This window comes from Roseovarius lutimaris, from assembly GCF_900115165.1.
Taxonomy (GTDB): domain Bacteria; phylum Pseudomonadota; class Alphaproteobacteria; order Rhodobacterales; family Rhodobacteraceae; genus Roseovarius; species Roseovarius lutimaris.
Genome location: NZ_FOVP01000011.1, coordinates 86495 through 103038 on the forward strand (window position 1 = coordinate 86495; position 16544 = coordinate 103038).

At 63.1% G+C, this 16544-nt stretch carries 19 protein-coding genes and 1 riboswitch; of the genes, 4 read left to right on the forward strand and 15 right to left on the reverse strand.

Features of this window, described 5'->3' with window-relative positions; all coding sequences use genetic code 11:
* Positions 1 to 61: 61 nt before the first annotated feature.
* From BMZ91_RS11030 to BMZ91_RS11055, 6 genes are all read right to left on the reverse strand, one after another.
* Positions 62 to 829, reverse strand: a complete 768-nt coding sequence (locus BMZ91_RS11030; RefSeq protein ID WP_092838715.1) for an FCD domain-containing protein — start codon at positions 827 to 829, stop codon at positions 62 to 64.
* A gap of 64 nt (positions 830 to 893) precedes the next feature.
* The gene (locus BMZ91_RS11035) at positions 894 to 1268 is read right to left on the reverse strand and encodes a Lin0512 family protein (RefSeq protein WP_092838505.1); all 375 of its coding nucleotides are present in this window, start codon (positions 1266 to 1268) and stop codon (positions 894 to 896) included.
* Positions 1261 to 1611 (reverse strand): Lin0512 family protein, encoded by a 351-nt coding sequence (locus BMZ91_RS11040; RefSeq protein WP_092838508.1) that lies wholly within the window; start codon positions 1609 to 1611, stop codon positions 1261 to 1263. Before BMZ91_RS11040 ends, BMZ91_RS11035 begins: the two co-directional genes overlap by 8 nt.
* A gap of 3 nt (positions 1612 to 1614) precedes the next feature.
* Positions 1615 to 2223 carry a cob(I)yrinic acid a,c-diamide adenosyltransferase gene (gene cobO / locus BMZ91_RS11045; RefSeq protein WP_092838511.1) on the reverse strand — a complete coding sequence of 203 codons (609 nt, stop codon included), beginning with the start codon at positions 2221 to 2223 and terminating at the stop codon, positions 1615 to 1617.
* Between the two features lie 18 nt (positions 2224 to 2241).
* The gene (locus BMZ91_RS11050) at positions 2242 to 2958 is read right to left on the reverse strand and encodes an LrgB family protein (protein WP_092838514.1); all 717 of its coding nucleotides are present in this window, start codon (positions 2956 to 2958) and stop codon (positions 2242 to 2244) included.
* On the reverse strand, positions 2955 to 3314 hold the full coding sequence (locus BMZ91_RS11055) for a CidA/LrgA family protein (protein ID WP_092838517.1): 360 nt from the start codon (positions 3312 to 3314) through the stop codon (positions 2955 to 2957). Before BMZ91_RS11055 ends, BMZ91_RS11050 begins: the two co-directional genes overlap by 4 nt.
* Positions 3315 to 3438: 124 nt before the next feature.
* Here BMZ91_RS11055 and BMZ91_RS11060 point away from each other — a divergent pair, with 124 nt between their 5' ends.
* A complete protein-coding gene (locus BMZ91_RS11060; RefSeq protein ID WP_092838519.1) occupies positions 3439 to 3822 on the forward strand; it encodes a hypothetical protein in 384 nt (127 codons plus the stop codon).
* Here the strand turns inward: BMZ91_RS11060 and BMZ91_RS11065 are convergent.
* Both BMZ91_RS11065 and cobN read right to left on the reverse strand, forming a co-directional pair.
* A complete protein-coding gene (locus tag BMZ91_RS11065) occupies positions 3819 to 4187 on the reverse strand; it encodes a GFA family protein (protein WP_092838522.1) in 369 nt (122 codons plus the stop codon). The genes BMZ91_RS11060 and BMZ91_RS11065 overlap by 4 nt on opposite strands.
* A gap of 255 nt (positions 4188 to 4442) precedes the next feature.
* The gene (gene cobN, locus BMZ91_RS11075; protein WP_092838525.1) at positions 4443 to 8159 is read right to left on the reverse strand and encodes a cobaltochelatase subunit CobN; all 3717 of its coding nucleotides are present in this window, start codon (positions 8157 to 8159) and stop codon (positions 4443 to 4445) included.
* 92 nt (positions 8160 to 8251) lie between these two features.
* On the opposite strand from cobN, the gene BMZ91_RS21445 reads away from it, so the two are divergent.
* Complete coding sequence (locus tag BMZ91_RS21445; RefSeq protein WP_092838528.1) at positions 8252 to 8419, forward strand: hypothetical protein; 168 nt, start codon at positions 8252 to 8254, stop codon at positions 8417 to 8419.
* Positions 8420 to 8421: 2 nt separating this feature from the next.
* Here the strand turns inward: BMZ91_RS21445 and BMZ91_RS11085 are convergent, their stop codons facing one another.
* Together BMZ91_RS11085 and cobW are read right to left on the reverse strand one after the other, a co-directional pair.
* On the reverse strand, positions 8422 to 8871 hold the full coding sequence (locus BMZ91_RS11085) for a GNAT family N-acetyltransferase (protein ID WP_092838531.1): 450 nt from the start codon (positions 8869 to 8871) through the stop codon (positions 8422 to 8424).
* Positions 8868 to 9944, reverse strand: a complete 1077-nt coding sequence (cobW, locus tag BMZ91_RS11090; RefSeq protein ID WP_092838534.1) for a cobalamin biosynthesis protein CobW — start codon at positions 9942 to 9944, stop codon at positions 8868 to 8870. Before cobW ends, BMZ91_RS11085 begins: the two co-directional genes overlap by 4 nt.
* A gap of 72 nt (positions 9945 to 10016) precedes the next feature.
* Between cobW and BMZ91_RS11095 the strand changes: the two genes are divergently transcribed.
* Positions 10017 to 10346, forward strand: a complete 330-nt coding sequence (locus tag BMZ91_RS11095; RefSeq protein ID WP_092838718.1) for a DUF1636 family protein — start codon at positions 10017 to 10019, stop codon at positions 10344 to 10346.
* A gap of 4 nt (positions 10347 to 10350) precedes the next feature.
* Here BMZ91_RS11095 and BMZ91_RS11100 read toward each other — a convergent pair whose 3' ends face one another.
* From BMZ91_RS11100 to BMZ91_RS11110, 3 genes are read right to left on the reverse strand one after another with little or no spacing between them, the layout of a single operon-like run.
* Positions 10351 to 10848: a hypothetical protein gene (locus BMZ91_RS11100; RefSeq protein ID WP_092838536.1), complete on the reverse strand. Its 498-nt coding sequence runs from the start codon at positions 10846 to 10848 to the stop codon at positions 10351 to 10353.
* A 54-nt stretch (positions 10849 to 10902) separates the two neighbouring features.
* Positions 10903 to 11583, reverse strand: a complete 681-nt coding sequence (locus BMZ91_RS11105) for a CbtA family protein (protein ID WP_092838539.1) — start codon at positions 11581 to 11583, stop codon at positions 10903 to 10905.
* 3 nt (positions 11584 to 11586) lie between these two features.
* Positions 11587 to 11751 (reverse strand): CbtB domain-containing protein, encoded by a 165-nt coding sequence (locus tag BMZ91_RS11110; protein WP_073198549.1) that lies wholly within the window; start codon positions 11749 to 11751, stop codon positions 11587 to 11589.
* A gap of 33 nt (positions 11752 to 11784) precedes the next feature.
* A riboswitch (cobalamin riboswitch) is annotated at positions 11785 to 12007 on the reverse strand.
* Between the two features lie 224 nt (positions 12008 to 12231).
* Here BMZ91_RS11110 and smc point away from each other — a divergent pair.
* Positions 12232 to 15687 carry a chromosome segregation protein SMC gene (smc, locus tag BMZ91_RS11115; RefSeq protein WP_092838542.1) on the forward strand — a complete coding sequence of 1152 codons (3456 nt, stop codon included), beginning with the start codon at positions 12232 to 12234 and terminating at the stop codon, positions 15685 to 15687.
* A gap of 80 nt (positions 15688 to 15767) precedes the next feature.
* Here the strand turns inward: smc and rpmE are convergent, their stop codons facing one another.
* Together rpmE and rplS are read right to left on the reverse strand one after the other, a co-directional pair.
* On the reverse strand, positions 15768 to 15989 hold the full coding sequence (gene rpmE, locus BMZ91_RS11120; protein WP_092838545.1) for a 50S ribosomal protein L31: 222 nt from the start codon (positions 15987 to 15989) through the stop codon (positions 15768 to 15770).
* A gap of 11 nt (positions 15990 to 16000) precedes the next feature.
* The gene (gene rplS, locus BMZ91_RS11125) at positions 16001 to 16384 is read right to left on the reverse strand and encodes a 50S ribosomal protein L19 (protein WP_092838548.1); all 384 of its coding nucleotides are present in this window, start codon (positions 16382 to 16384) and stop codon (positions 16001 to 16003) included.
* Positions 16385 to 16544 lie beyond the last annotated feature (160 nt).

Genomic DNA, 16544 nt, shown 5'->3' on the forward strand with positions numbered 1-16544 from the left:
CCGACCTTGCGGTCAGCCGCGCGAGGCCCGCACGCAAGGGCGGGAAGAGCCGTTCGCCGAATTAGCGCATTTGTTCGTGCTCAAAACGTTGGCGCGCAATGCTTTCGTTGCGATCTGCCTTTTGCTGATCGGCTAGCGCCTTTTCGACATAGTTGAGATGCGCATTGACCGCCTCATGCGCGGCATCCGGGTCCCGCGCCTGAATGGCGCTGTTGATGGCGCGGTGCTGATCCAGAAGCGCGCCGCGTGTGGTGCGCTGCTTGAACATCACCTGGCGGTTATAAAACACGCCCTCGCGCAACAGCTGGAACATCGAGCGCATCATATGCAGCATCACGACGTTATGGCTGGCCTCGATAATCGCCATGTGAAATTCCGCGTCAAGGCGGGCCTCATCCGCCGGATTGGTCTTTTTATGGGCGGCTTCCATCTTGTCCATCACTGTCTGGATCACCTGAAGATCGGTGTCAGAGGCAAACCGCGCCGCACGACAGGCGGCAATCCCCTCAAGGTCGCGACGAAAGGCGATAAAGTCAAAAACCGCCTCGTCGTGATTGGCAAAAAGCCGGATCAGCGCCTCTGAAAACGCACTGCCAAGCACGTCTGCCACATAAATGCCGGCCCCGGCGCGGGTGGTCAAAAGGCCCTTGTCCTGCAACTCTGCCACCGCCTCGCGCAGCGAGGGGCGCGACACGCCAAGTTTCTCGGCCAAATCACGTTCGGCCGGCAGGCGCTCGCCGGGCCGCAGGATGCCTTGCAGGATAAGTTTTTCGATTTGCCGGGTGACAGCGGTCGAAAGCTTTTCCGGTGTGACTTTCTGAAATGGCATATGCGCGACCTTGATCAATTGGTCAGATCATATGACCGCGCCGCCGTTACGGCAAGCCTGTCCTTTAATCTTGTGGTTCACTCATCTGCCACTTGCCCGCTTGCCCTGGCAAAAACGCCTCGACCGCCGCCGTGGCAATGACAAGGGTTTCACCGCTGCAGGGGTCGGTGACATTCTGCCCGCCACTGACCGCGCGCACTTGGGCGCGGCCACGCGGCAGGCCCTTGGTCAGGGCCTCTGTGTCAAGCTTGTCGGGCTCTTGCACGCCCACGGTCACGGCCACGCGCATTTCGGTATGCGCAATCTCGGTGTTAAGAAAAATCGGCAAGGTCGAGTGGCGGATCGCATCCTCGATCGCGCGGGTGGCGGCCTTTTGGTAATCCATCCCGTGCAGGTCATTGCCCATGCCCATCTCGATGATGAATCGTTGATCATCCATGTGCCTTCTCCATATCGAACGAGACCGAAATTGCGGCATTGGCAATCACCGTCGGCTTGCCTGTGGGGCGCGCAATATCAAGCCCGCCATGGCCCACCGTGACGGTGATCTGACCATAGGGAAACACCTCGCTCAGGGTGCTGATATCCACCTGATCGGGCTGTTGCACAGCGATCTCGACATCGACGATCATCGCCTCTTTGGGAAAGCCGAACAGCTCTGCCATGTTGATCGAATTATGCCACAGAGCATCCTGAACGGCCCGCTTGGCAGCCTGAGTATAATCCTGACGGCGCAGAGAGGTCCCCATGCCAAATTCAGTCAAAACGCGGGTTTTCGGCATGCGTTAAAACTCCACCCCGATCTGCGCCTTGACCCCCGAGCGGAAGGGATGCTTGATCAGCTCCATTTCGGTGACAAGATCGGCGATCTCGATCAGTTCGTCCTTGGCGTTGCGCCCGGTCAAGACGACATGGGTCATATGCGGCTTTTCCTCGACCAGGAATTCGACCACCTCGTTGATATCAAGGTAGTCATAGCGCAGGGCGATGTTGATCTCGTCCAGAAGCACCATCTTGTTGGCCTCGTCGCGGATCAGCTCCTTGGCCTTTTCCCAGGCGGCCTTGGCCATCTCGATATCACGGTCGCGGTCCTGGGTTTCCCAGGTAAAGCCTTCGCCCATGGTGTGAAACGCGCAGATGTCCTGAAACTTGTCGAGGATCATGTCGCGCTCGCCGGTGCTCATGCCGCCCTTGATGAACTGAACTACGGCGCATTGCATGCCATGCGCGATACAGCGGAAAATCATCCCGAAGGCGGCCGAGCTCTTGCCCTTGCCCTTGCCGGTATGCACGATGATCAGACCCTTTTCGTCGGTCTTGGTGGCCATGATCTTGTCGCGGGCGGCCTTTTTCTTGGCCATCTTCATCGCGTGGCGGTCACTGTCGGCGGTCATGGCTCGGCTCCTTGGATGTTAGAGGAATAGGGACAACACATAAGGCGCAATCAGGGCGGTTAGCAAGGCATTCAAACCCATGCCGATGCCGGCAAAGGCGCCTGCGGTTTCATTGACCTGAAAGGCCCGCGCGGTGCCGATGCCATGCGCGCTTACCCCCACCGCAAAGCCGCGCGCGCGCCAGTCGCGAATGCGCAGCGCGTTCATCAGCGGCGTCACGATCACCGCGCCGAGAATCCCGGTCAGGATCACCAGGGCGGCGGTCAGCGTGGGCAGGCCGCCAATTTGCTCGGAGATACCAATCGCCACCGGTGCGGTGGTGGATTTCGGCGCAAGCGAGGCCAGCTCTGCGCCCTCGACCCCAAGCGCCTGCGCGATCCAGAGCGCCGAGGCGATGGCCGTGACCGAGCCCACCACAAGCGCGCCCAGCATCGGCACAAGCGCGCGGCGCACATGGTGAAGGTTGCTGTAAAGCGGGCCGGCAAGCGCCACGGTGGCCGGGCCAAGCAGGAAATGCACGAATTGCGCGCCCTCGAAATAGGTCTGATAGGGGGTGCTTGTGGTCCAGAGGATGCCCGCCAAAATCACCATCGCCACCAGCACCGGATTGACCAGTGGGTTGCCATGGCTGGCGCGAAAGGCCGCATCGCCGATGACATAGGCGACCAGCGTGGCGGTGAGCCACAACAGTGGCTCTTCGCTGAGGTAAGACCAGATATCGGGCAGCGTTGTCATGTGCGGTCCTCGCGCGACCCGGTGAGCCGGGCCAGGCCGACAAAGGTAAGCGCGCCCGCCGCAAGCGCCAGTGCGGTACTCAGCACAAGCGCGGCCATCATCGCGGCGCCACTCTGGCCCAGGGCCTCGACATGGCTGATCACGCCGACCCCGGCGGGCACGAACAACAGCGACAAATGCGCCAGCAGGCCCTTGGTGGTGTCAAGCATGCGCTTGGCAAGTTTTGGCAGGCTCATGAAGCCCGCCAGTAACAGCGCCATGCCGATCACCGGGCCAGGCACCGGCAGCGACAATGCGCGCGACACCACCTCGCCGACAAGCTGAAAGGCAAGGAGGAGGGCGAGGTTGAGAACCATGAGCGGGCTTTCCTGTCCGGGGTGTTGCGTCACAGCATAGGGCGCGCGGGGTGGGGATGAAAAGCGCCGATCTTTCAAGGACAGGCTAAGGCCCTGTTAACCATTGTGACCGCAGTCTTGGTCTATGCGATTGCTCTGCGGGATATTTCTGCCGCTTCTGGCGGCCTGCAACACGCCCGGTCATGAATTCCGCGGCGTTGATCCGGTGCGTGTGAGCATCGGCAAAAGCACCTTTGATGTGCGGGTGGATGGGACTTATGCCCAGGCGATCCGGCTCAACCCCGAATGGGCGCCCCGGTTCGAGGCGGTTGCGCCACGCGGGGCGATGGCGATGCAAAAGGTCAGCGGCTGCAAGATGGTACGGCTTTGGGGCGATCAGGCGGTGATGCTGGCGCGGCTCGACTGCGGGGCGGGCGTGCCGCCTTTGCCGCCGACGCTCGCCTATGACTGCGAGCTTGAGCATATCCATGGCGGCTATGCCGATCTGATCTGTCTGCCGCGCCTTTAAGGCGGGTCAAGCCGCCAGGGCAGGTGTTCGTCCGTGTGATAATGCCCTGACGGGGTGATCGCGTCGGGGTGGTCTAGCAAGGCGGCATGAAAATGCATTTCATCGGGAAAGCGGTCGCTGGCATAGGCGAGTGAACTGCCGCAGGTCGCACAGAAATACCGCCGGTTGCCGGGGGAAGATTCAAAGCAGGTGGGGGCCGCGCCAATCCAGCTCCATTGCCCGTTGGGGTGCCCGACAAATGTGACAACGGCGGCCCCCGCGCCCCGGCGGCAACTGTCGCAATAGCAATGACCGGCCCAGTTGTGTGGACCCAGCAATTCGAACGTGACCGATTTGCAGAGACAGTGGCCTTTGATCGGTGTCATGTTGTCGGCTCCTCTCGATCCGCCCCCTTGGCGGGACGCCCACCCACCCACCCCGTCCCGCCAAGGGGGCGGGTCATGGTGATGCTGGTCGCGCGATCATATCCGGGATGGGCGGTTTTGTCCGCTATATGAAAGCCAAGCGCGGCAAAAGTCGCGTGGTTTTCGACCAGTTCTATCCGGGTCTCCGGTGTGACGTCGGTGCGCCCCAGACCTCGCGGGTTTGAGCCATTGCCCTAAGCGCCGCGACACCGCCTGTCAGGGCGGGGGAGCACCCCGGCGTGCCGCCTCGATCCGCGCGCGTGCCGAGTTTGAGCGTGGCGCCCAAAGCCCGCGGTCAATCGCCTCGGCCAGCCGTTCAGCCATTTCGTGCAGGGCAGGGGCGTTGTGCTCAGCGATGAACGCGCGGGTGTCATCATCTTCCAGAAAGGCCGCCTCGACCAGATCGAAATGATGGCCGCGCACCGCGCCGGTGGTGGCGGCAAAGGCAAAGAGGTAATCCACCGTCGCCGCCATCTCGAAGGCCCCTTTGTATCCGTGGCGCTTGACGCCCTCGATCCATTTCGGGTTGACCACCCGGCTTCGAACGACGCGGCCGATTTCATCCTCTAGGGTGCGGATCACCGGGCGTTCGGGGCGCGAATGATCATTGTGATAGATCGGGCGGTCCTGCCCTTGCAGGGTGCTGACTGCCGCTGCCGCGCCGCCTTCGAACTGGTAATAATCGTCGCTATCAAGGATGTCGTGTTCGCGGTTGTCCTGATTTTGCACGATGGCTTCGGTCTGGCGCAGGCGGGTTTCAAACCCCTCTCGATCCCGGCGGCCCTCGTCGGCGCTGCCATAGGCATAGCTGCCCCATTCCAGATAGGCTTCGGCCAGGTCGGATTTGTCGGACCAGAGCCGTTCGTCGATCATCGCCTGAAGGCCGGCACCATAGGCCCCCGGTTTTGCACCGTAAACCCGCGCCTGCGGGCCCTCGACGCGCGCCCGCGCCGCCGCCGGATTGAGGTCATCGGGTTCGTCGAGCACCATGACCGCGCGCGCGGCCGAATCCACAAGCGCGATAAGCTGCGGAAAGGCGTCGCGGAAAAAGCCGGAAATCCGCAGGGTGACATCGACACGCGGGCGCCCCAAGACCCCTTGGGGCAGAACTTCAAACCCGGTGACCCGCCGATTGGCGGCATCCCACTTCGGTTTCACCCCCATCAGGGCAAGCGCCTGCGCGATATCATCGCCGCCAGTGCGCATATTGGCCGTGCCCCAGGCCGTCAAAAGCAGGCTGCGCGGCCAGTCGCCATGGGTCTGAAGGTGCTTTTCAATCAGCAGGTTTGCCGACTTCCACCCCAGGGCCCAGGCGGTTGGCGTCGGGATGGCGCGACTGTCGACAGAAAAGAAATTACGCCCGGTCGGAAGGACATCCAGACGTCCCCGCGTGGGCGCGCCGGATGGCGCCGGGGCGACGAACTGCCCTGAAAGGGCGGTGAGAAGGCCCGCCCCTTCCATCGGTCCACAGGCGCGCAGGGTGGGGCGGACATGGGCCTCGGCATGCGCCAGAACCGCGCGGCTTGCCGCCCCTAGCGCGGGCGTCGCGCCCTCCAGAAGCTGCGAGGCCAGCTCTTCCAGCCGCTCGACCGTGTCGCCATTGCTGCGCCATGCGCCGGGCGCGGCATCCGCCAGAACCTGTGGCTTTACCCCGGTCCAGGGCGCGGCCATGTCGCAATCGAGCGGGTCAAACCCGAGGTCAAGATCCTGTGCCAATGCGCGCATGATCGAGGCGTCGCCCCCCGCCGCCTGATCGCGTGGCACCCTGAGCAGCGCCTGCAACAGATCGCGTTCCTGTCGCCCGGTCGGCGATTGGCCAAAGATATGCAGCCCGTCGCGAATTTGCGCCTCCTTCAGCTCGCAAAGATAGGCGTCAAGCTTGGCCAGGTCACTATCCTCATCCGCCCCTTGCATCCCGACATCCTTGTCGAGACCAGTGGCCGAACTCAGGCTCAGGATTTCGCGGCGCAGATGCGCAATCCGGCGCGGATCAACGCCTGCGGCTTCGTAGTATTCATCGACAAGCGCCTCAAGATCGCGCAATGGCCCATAGGTCTCAGCGCGGGTCAGAGGCGGGGTCAGGTGGTCAATGATCACCGCCTGCGCGCGCCTTTTGGCCTGTGTGCCCTCGCCGGGATCGTTGACAATGAAGGGATAGACATGCGGCATCGGCCCAAGCACCGCCTCGGGCCAGCACTCTTGACCAAGGGCCACCGCCTTGCCCGGCAGCCATTCAAGATTGCCGTGTTTGCCCATATGCACGATGGCATTGGCGCGAAACTGATGGCGCAGCCAGAAATAGAACGCCAGATAGTTGTGCGGCGGCACCAGATCGGGCGAATGGTAGGTATCTGTCGGGTCAATATTATAGCCGCGCGCCGGTTGCAGGCCGACGACGACATTGCCGAATTCCAGCACCGAGAGGCTGAAATGCCCGCAGTCCAGCTCGCCGGGGGTATAGAACGGATCGGCCGCGGGCCTGCCCCAACGTGCATCAATCGCTTCGCGCAACTTCCAAGGCAATTGACCATAATCTATCTGATATTCGGCCATCGACAGGGTCACACCGCCTTGCCGCACGGCCCGGTCGGTCAACCAGTTGGTCGGCCCCGCCATCACCGCCTGCATCAGGGCATCGCTGTCCGCCGGGGCATCGGTGACCCGATACCCGGCCTCGGCCAAAAGGGAGAGCGCATGTACCGTTGCGGCAGGCGTATCAAGGCCCACGCCATTGGCAAGCCGCCCGTCCTTGTTGGGATAATTGGCAAGGATAAGCGCGACCCGGCGCTCGGGCGCAGGCGTTTGACGCAGGCGCGCCCAGTTGCGCGCGAGCTCGGCCACGAATTCCACCCGGTCGCCTTGCGCGCGATAGGTGGCGATGGGGCATTCGGTGGCCTCGTCAAAGAACGCCTCGCCCTTGAAGCTTATGGCGCGGCTCAGGACACGACCGTCAACCTCGGGCAGGGCGACGTTCATGGCGATATCGCGCCCCGACAGACCACTTAACCCCTCGGCCCAGGCCTCTTCGCTCGACCCGGCAAGTACCACCTGAAACACCGGCGCAGCATTGGCGGCGGGCATGGCGAGCGGGTTCACCGGGCTGTCATCGCCCGCATGCGGCGAGCCGACAGCGAAGGAGGTGCAATTGAGGATCACGGACGGCGGGGCCTCGGTGAAAAGATACTCAAGCGTGGCGGTCGAGACCGGATCTTTCAGGGAGGCCACGAAAATCGGTAGCGGATTGAGACCCGCCCGCAACAGCGATTTGACCAGCCGGTTGATCGGGTTAAGCCCCGCCCCCTGCACCAGGGCGCGGTAAAAGATGAGCGGCACGACAGGTTGGTCTTCGCCCCAGCTGGCGCGCGCCGCGTCAAGGCCAGCGACACCCGAGCCGGGCCAATAGACCCCCGCGCGCAAGAGCGGGCTTGCAGCGGCGGGTTTCTCGCAGTGCTCGATCATCGCCCTGGCATACCCCAGAAAATTCGCCGAATTTTCTGGGCCGCCCTCAACCAGATAGGCCCAGAGGGCATCATAATCCTCGTCAGCCACCGTCGAGAGATCGCGCAGATCGGCGTCGGGTTTGTCGTCGCCGGGCAAAAGCGCCAGCGGCACGCCCGCCTCGTGACAGCGCGCGGCAAACTGTTCGGCGCCATACTTCCAATAGCCGGTGCCGCCCAGCACCCGCGCGATCACCAGCCGTGATTTTGTGGCACAGTTGTCCAGATGCAGATCGACTGACATCGGGTGTTGCAGATGGGTAAGATTGGCCAGCCGCAAACTCGGCGCGCCGGTCATCTCCGCGCGCGCGGCGCTCAGCGCCGCAAGCTCGGTATCGGCGGCCGAGATGAACACGACATCGGCCGGGCTCTGGCCCAGATCGACCGGCTCCTTGCCGTCATCAATGGCTCCGGGGGTGGCGGCAAGAAGGTGCATCAGGCGGTTCCAGCTTGAATGAGGGGGCAGATTGCGGCAATAGCAGTGCAACGGCTGCGACTGGTGTAGCCTCTGGCCGAAAGGGCAAGATCATGGAAAAGAACAAAGCGCTTGGCGCCGCGAAAAAAGGCAACAGAACCCCCCGCCACAAAGAACATAACGCGCCCGGTGGTCCGAAAAACCCCTTTGGCAATCGCCAGACCAAGGAAGAGTTGATCGCCAAGCTTAAAGAGCAGGCCGAGAAGAACAAATCCGACTAGGTTCATAGGGTCTTTTCCATGAAGATTGACGAAGGCGCCTCGGGATAGGCGCCAAACGGGCCGCGCATCACATAGCCGTGGCGCGCATAAAGCCTGTGCGCGGCGTGCAGGACGTTGCCGGTTTCAAGCCGCAAGACCGGCAAGCCCTCTGCGCGCGCCTCGTCTTCGATCTGGCGCAGGATCGCGTCGGCCACGCCCTTGCCGCGCGCGGCTTCATCCACGAACATGGATTTCACCTCGCCGTAGCCCTCGCTGAGGGCGAGCGCGCCGGTGCCGACAATCTTGCCGTCAATCCGTGCGGCAAAGAATCGGATGTCGTCGGCGCAAAGCGCGTCGATATCGAGGAAAAAGTTATCCTCGGGCGGGAAAAGCGATTGCATCAACCCATGGCTGGCGCGCAAGAGCGCGCTTGCCTCGGGGGCTTTCGGGCTGGTCGGCGCAACGATGATCATGCGCTTAGCGCGGTTTCGATCGCCGCACGGTCAAGCCCGGCCTGCCCGATCACCACAAGCCGGGTTTCACGCGCCCGGCTACCGAAGGGCTGATCGAAATAGGTGTCGACGCGCGGCCCGACCGCCTGAAGCGAAAGGCGCATCGGCTTGCCGGTGACGGCGGCGAACCCCTTGAGACGCAGAATATCATGGGCGCGGATCACATCGGCCACCTGAGCCGCAAAACCGGCGGCATCGGTGATTTCGGGGCGGGTGACGACAAAGCTTTCAAAGGCCTCGTGGTCATGATCATGGTGGTGGTCATGATCGTCGTCATCGTGGTCATCCCCGCGATCGTGATCGTGATGATGATGGTGAAGCTCGTGGCGGCTTTCCATATCGCCCTCCGAACCGATGCCCTGGCCCAACAGCACATCAATCGGCAAGGCACCCATGGTCGAACTGACCACCTGTACGCCGTCGCGGCTTTCGCCGCGCAGACGGGACACGAGGGCGGTCATTTCATCCGCATCCAGCAGGTCGGATTTGTTGACCACGATCATATCGGCACAGGCCATCTGATCCTCGAACAACTCGGACAGCGGCGTTTCATGGTCAAGGTTTTCGTCCAGCTTGCGCTGTGCATCGACGGCGGCCACGTCATGCGCAAAGCGGCCCTCGCTGACGGCCTTGCCATCGACCACGGTCACCACGCCATCAACGGTGACACGGGTCGAGATTTCCGGCCAGTTGAAGGCCCGCACAAGCGGTTGCGGAAGCGCCAGACCCGAGGTTTCGATCACGATATGATCGGGCGCATTTTCGCGATCCAGCAGCTTTTGCAGGGTCGGGATGAAATCCTCGGCGACGGTGCAGCAAATACAGCCATTGCTCAGTTCCATCACGTCATCCTCGGCACAGCCCTCGATGCCACAGCCCTTGAGAATATCGCCATCAACCCCGAGATCGCCGAATTCGTTGATGATAAGGGCGATGCGCCGACCGCCTGCATTTTCCAGCATATGGCGGATCAGCGTGGTCTTGCCGGCACCCAGAAAGCCGGTCACGACGGTGGCGGGGATTTTTGCGGACATGGTCAAAAGCTCCTTGAAAGACTTGCGTTGGGGCGGTCAACCGGCCTAATCCCCAACCAAAGGGGATCGGCGATGATGCACCGGATTGTGGTTTGTTCTACATGTGATGGCACGGATGGCAAAAGCTTTGCTGCGGGTTTGCGCGTGGCGATGGCCGAACGCGCCATGGCCTTCGAGGTGCAGGACCACGAGTGCATGTCAAACTGCTCTCGCCCTTTGAGTGTGGCGTTCTCGGCGCCGGGCAAGGCGACATATCTTTTCGGCGATATCGACCCGGTCCGCGATCTGGCCGACACATTGGCCTTTGCGGCGCTGTATGCGGGTTCGGCCGATGGCTGGATCGAGGATGCGCGCGCCGCCGGGCAATTGCGCCATTGCCTTGTCGGGCGTGTGCCGGCCTGAGGCGTCATTCGATTACCAGTTCGGCAGTGGCCTCGATCGGGGTGCCGTGATCGGCAAGTTGGCTATGGTCATTGGCATTCAGGGTCACGCGGATATCGTGACGGCCCGAGGGCAGCGCATCAAGTTGAAACCACGGCCCATAGGTGCGCGCGATCTTTACGCCATTGAGGTAGATATGCGCATGGCCCTGGCCGGGCACATGCGGGCCGTTCACCGCCTCTGGGGCAAAGGTGAAATTGGTGATCTCGATATGCAGGTTGCGGCTTTGCGGGCCGTCGGGATGCAGGGCCAGGCTGATCTGTGGCGCAGGGCCGGTTACATCGGTCAGCTTGCCATGATCCGGCCCGGTGGCGCTGTGATCATGGGCGGCGTGATCATGCACCGCGCCGGGGGCCGCGTGGTCATGTCCGGCAAGCTCGGCCCCGGTGGTGGCGGCCAGAAGAAAGCCGAAACCGACGCCGAAAAACAGCCCGATCAGCAGAAAGGCAAAGGGTTTTGGCATGGCGGCTCTCCTTTTTTGAGACCCCCGGCGATTGCCCGCCGGGGACTTGGTGTATCAGGCCTCGGTGCTTTCGCGGGCCCAGAAATACCCCGCCAGCGTGCCCAAAAGCGCCCATGCCGCAAGGCCGACGCCAAGCGCGCGGGTGGCAAAGAGGGTCGCCAGTTCCGGCGGGACTGGGCCTGCAAAGCTCTCGGGATGCGGGGCGCCGATCACATGCGGCGCCAGCAACAGGGCGACCGCCGCCGCGATCAGCACCGGCGCGCGGCCAAAGGCGATCAGCGCAAGCGCCAGTGCCGTGGCAATCACTGTGCCCCACCACCAGATCTGACGGGCGGTGATATCGGTATAGGCGCCGCCGGGCACTTCTGGCGGAAGCGATATCGCGGGCGCGAAATGCAGGGCTACAAAACCCGCCACGCCCCAGATCAGCCCGCTGCGCGCCGTGATTGTCGCCCCGCGCTCTGCCGCAAGCCCCATGCAGGCGACAAGGACAAGGCCATAGCCCACATAAATCAGCGCAGAGAACAACAGGCTCAGCCCGTCGCGCATCGCATCGAACCCCGGCAATTCGGGGCTGGCACTTACCGCGCCGCCGCCGAAATGCACAAGCGTGCCCGCCTCATAAAGCTCGGCATGCAAAAGCACCGGCTGAATGAACACAATCTGCAACAGGGCGGCTATCAGCCCTGTGCAGAAGCCAGCGAACAACGCGCTGGTCACAATTTTGGAAAACATGGCTTAGTGGCAGGGAAAGCCGGTCGCGTGGCGCACATCATGCGCCGCGTCATGCAGGGCAGAGGCCTGGACATGGCCTGCGATCGTGACAATGCCGAGCCCGAGGACCATGGCGGCCACGAAGGGCAGAACGGTGGATTTGGCGGCGGTTTGAACCAGTGCAGTCATAGCGGTATCTCCTTTACACCTCTCACCCGAGGCGGGATTGACAAACGCAGGGCTGGTCTCCTGGCTCGCGGGTCGTCGCCTTACTGCCGCCTTCCCGGGCCTTGCGACCCAGTGGCATATGGCAGGGGCTCACCGCTTACAGTCGCGGGGGCGGCTGAAGACTAGGTGCCCTGTATGGGTCCACCATCACTTCATTCCCAATTCATCCCCCGGCGCTTTGCACCTTCAGCGGGGAACCTTGCCCAACTGGTATGAAGCCCGGCGCGAGATGCGTCAAGGTTGATTCCGACCGCTTGCCGTCTTTCCGCGTCATGCTTTTCGGCGGGGTGTTGCCGGGATTTGCGCAATATCATGTGGATAACTCGCGCTCGCGCCCAATATGATGTGGTTGATCGTTGACAGGGGCCGTGTGGCTTGGTCACACTCGTGAGTTAATGGAATCACCGGCCCGATGGCCCCCAACCCCAACCCGAGGCACACGTGCAGTTCTCGAAACTCAGATTGACCGGCTTCAAGAGCTTTGTTGATCCGACCGACCTGATCATTGCCCATGGGCTGACCGGGGTGGTGGGGCCGAATGGCTGTGGCAAGTCCAACCTGCTTGAGGCGCTGCGGTGGGTGATGGGCGAAAACCGCCCTACCGCGATGCGCGGCGACGGGATGGAGGATGTAATCTTTGCCGGCGCGTCCACCCGCCCGGCGCGCAATTTCGCCGAGGTGGTGATCCAGCTTGATAACTCTGACCGGCTTGCGCCTGCGGGGTTCAACGAGTCAGATAACCTTGAGATCGTGCGCCGCATCACCCGCGATGTCGGCAGCGCCTATAAGGTGAATTCCAAGGATGTGCGGGCGCGCGATGTGCAGATGCTATTTGCCGATGCCTCGACCGGGGCGCATTCGCCCGCCCTTGTGCGGCAAGGCCAGATCTCCGAGCTGATCAACGCCAAGCCGAAATCGCGGCGTCGCATTCTGGAAGAGGCGGCCGGCATTTCCGGCCTCTATCAGCGCCGCCACGAGGCGGAACTGAAACTGCGCGCGGCGGAAACAAACCTGACCCGCGTCGACGATGTGGTCGAACAGCTTGCGGCGCAACTGGCGCAACTGGCGCGTCAGGCGCGGCAGGCGGCGCGCTATCGCCAGATCGGCGAGGAATTGCGCCAATCCGAGGGGCTGCTGCTTTATCGGCGCTGGAAAGAGGCCGATCTTGCCCGCGCCCGCGCCGAGGATGACCTGCGCGAGCGTACCACCGAGGCGGCGCGCGCCGAAAAAGCCGCTCGCGAGGCGGTCAAGGCCCGAGGGCTGGCCGATGATGCCCTGCCGGCCCTGCGCGAGGAAGAGGCGATTGCGGCGGCGATCCTGCAACGCCTCACCGTGCAGCGCGACACCCTGACCGAGCAAGAGGCCAACGCCCGCGAGCGCATTGAGACGCTTGAGCGGCGCATCGAGCAGCTTGCCCGCGATATCGAGCGTGAAACCGGTCTCAACCGCGATGCCGGTGAAACCATCGAACGGCTTGATTGGGAGGCGCGCGAGCTTGCCAAAGGCGCCGAGGGCCACGAGGCGCGCCTTGAAGAGGTGCAGACCGCGGCGCGCGAGGCGGCGCAAATCTTGCAGGAGCGTGAAGGCGATCTGAGCCAGATGACCGAGGATATGGCCCGCCTGTCCGCCCGCCACCAATCGGCGCAGCGCCTGCTTGACGACAGCCGCAAGACCCTTGCAAAAAGCGAGGCCGAGGCCGAGCGCGCGCGTGTCGCGCAGGCCGGATCAAACGCCGCACTTGAGAAAGCCCGCGCCGATCACGAGGCCGCGACCATTGCCGAAGCCACCGCCGTGGCCGCCGCCGAGGCCGCCGAGGCAGCCCTTGTCGCCGCCGATGAAGCCCGCGCCGAGGCGCAATCGCGCGAGGCCGAGGCCCGTGCGCAGCGCTCCGAGGCCGAAGGCGAGGTAAACGCCCTGCGCGCCGAGGTTTCGGCGCTGGCCAAGCTGGTACAGCGCGACACCGCCGAGGGCGGTCAGATCATGGACCGGCTTCAGGTGCAGCAGGGCTTTGAAAAGGCGCTTGGCGCGGCTCTGGCGGACGATCTGCGCGCCCCCGAGGTCGAGGCCGACGGGCCTTCGGGCTGGGCGGTTTTGCCGGGCTATGACGCTCCGCAAACCCTGCCTGCGGGCGTGACGGCGCTGACCAATCACGTCTCGGTGCCCGAGGTTCTGGTGCGGCGCATGGGCCAGATCGGTCTTGTTGATCCCGACGATGGCCCGCGTTTGCAAGCCCTGCTGCAACCCGGTCAGCGGCTGGTAAGCGTCGAGGGCGATCTTTGGCGGTGGGATGGCTATCGGGCCTGGGCCGAGGATGCGCCAAGTGCTGCGGCGCTGCGCCTGCAACAGCTCAACCGTCTGGAGGAGCTAAAGCAACAGCTTGAACATGCCGCCGCGCGCGCCGATGGCGCGATGCAGGCCCATGAGGCGCTGCGCGATCAGCTTTCCCGCCGCACCGAAGAGGATCGAAGTGCCCGCGATGCGCGCCGCGCCGCCGATGTTGCCGTGAACGAGGCCAACCGCGCGCTAAGCCGGGCCGAGGCCGATCGCAACCTTGCCGAATCGCGGCTTGAATCGCTTGGTCTTGCCGTGACCCGCCACGAAGAAGAGGCGATGTCGGCGCGCCGCGATCTGACCGAGGCCGAGAAGGGTCTTGCCGCGCTTGGCGATCTGGATGCGGCGCGCGCCGATCTTGAGGATATCAAGCTTACGGTCGAGGCGGCGCGCATGACCATGATGGCCAAACGCTCGGCGCAGGATGAATTGCGCCGCGACGGCGAGCGCCGCACCCGTCGCAGCCAGGAAATCACCAAGGAAATCAGCGGCTGGCGCCATCGCCTTGAAACCGCCGAAAAGCGCGGTGCAGAGTTGGCCGAGCGCAAGGCTGCCTCCGAGGCCGAACTGGCCGATGCCAGTGCCGCGCCTGAAATCCTGGCCGCCAAACGCTCGGAACTGGGCGAAGAGATCAACCGCAGCGATGCCCGTCGCGCCGCCGCTGCCGATGCGCTGTCCACGGCCGAGGGCGCCGCGCGTCAGGCCGCGCTGGACGAGCGCGAGGCAGAGCGCCTGGCGTCCGAGGCCCGCGAGGCCCGCGCCCGTGCCGAGGCCCGCACCGATGCCGCGCGCGAAACCCTGTCTTTGTCCGCCGAGCGCATTCAGGACGCGCAAGACATCACCCCCGAGGCCTTGCTTGAAAGCCTTGGGGCCGATCCCGATGCGATGCCCGCCTCGGACGCGATCGAGGCCGATGTGAATCGTCTCAAGCGACAGCGCGACGCGCTTGGCGCGGTCAATCTGCGCGCCGAGGAAGACGCGCAGGAGGTGCAGGTCGAGCATGACGAGTTGATCCGCGAAAAGACCGATCTTGAAGAGGCGATCAAGACCCTGCGCAACGGGATTTCCAGCCTGAATCGCGAGGGTCGCGAGCGGCTTTTGACCGCCTTCGAGCAGGTAAATTCAAACTTTACCCTGTTGTTCCGCCATCTCTTTGGCGGCGGCGAGGCCAATCTTGTGCTGGTCGAAAGCGACGACCCGCTTGAGGCCGGGCTTGAGATCATGTGCCAGCCGCCGGGTAAGAAGCTTTCGACGCTCAGCCTGTTGTCGGGCGGCGAACAGACGCTGACCGCGCTTGCGCTTATCTTTGCGGTGTTTCTGGCCAATCCTGCGCCGATCTGTGTGCTCGACGAGGTCGACGCGCCGCTGGACGATGCCAATGTCACCCGGTTCTGTGACCTCCTGGACGAGATGTGCCGCCGCACCGAAACGCGATTCCTGATCATCACCCACCACGCCGTCACCATGAGCCGCATGGACCGCCTGTTTGGCGTGACGATGGCCGAGCAGGGGGTAAGCCAACTGGTTTCGGTTGACCTCAAGAAGGCCGAGCAACTGGTGGCATAAGCCGCTTTATACAGATCAGGGAAACGAAAAACGCCGCCCCGAAGGACGGCGTTTCTTTGTGGAATGCTGCGGTTGGGTGATCAGAAACCCAGACCGGCATATTTGTTCTTGAACTTCGAAACGCGGCCACCGGCATCCATCAGACGCGAGCTTCCGCCCGTCCAGGCGGGGTGAACCGTCGGGTCGATATCCAGCGAAAGCGTGTCGCCTTCCTTGCCATAGGTCGAGCGCATCGGAACGATCGTGCCGTCGGTCATCTTGACGTCGATCAGGTGATAATCGGGGTGAATGTCTTTTCTCATCGGAGACGTCCTTACGCTGAAGCGCCCGAGAGGGGCTTGTAGTTGGCGTTTTCCACGATGCGGGCCGATTTGCCGCGACGCGAGCGCAGGTAATACAGCTTGGCGCGCCGCACGCGGCCACGACGCACGACGTCGATGCTGTCGATATTGGTCGAGAACAGCGGGAACATACGTTCCACGCCTTCACCAAAGGAAATCTTGCGGACGGTGAACGACCCGGCAATGCCTTTGCCGTTGTTGCGGCTGATGCACACGCCTTCAAAGTTCTGAACGCGAGTGCGGGTGCCTTCGGTCACCTTGTAACCGACGCGGATCGTGTCGCCGGCTCTGAAATCGGGAATGGTTTTCCCGAGCGAGGCGATTTGTTCCGCCTCCAACTGAGCGATAATATCCATCGCTTCTCTCCTAATTTGCTTGCGGTTATTCCGCAAAGGTGTGTTGCGTCCCGATAGCTCTTGGTCTTCTTCCGGGTCCGCAGATGCGCCCGCCAGAGATCAGGTCGTCATTATTTTATGCCGTCTGTGGTGCTCTTCCCGACATGGCCCGCGGTGGGGT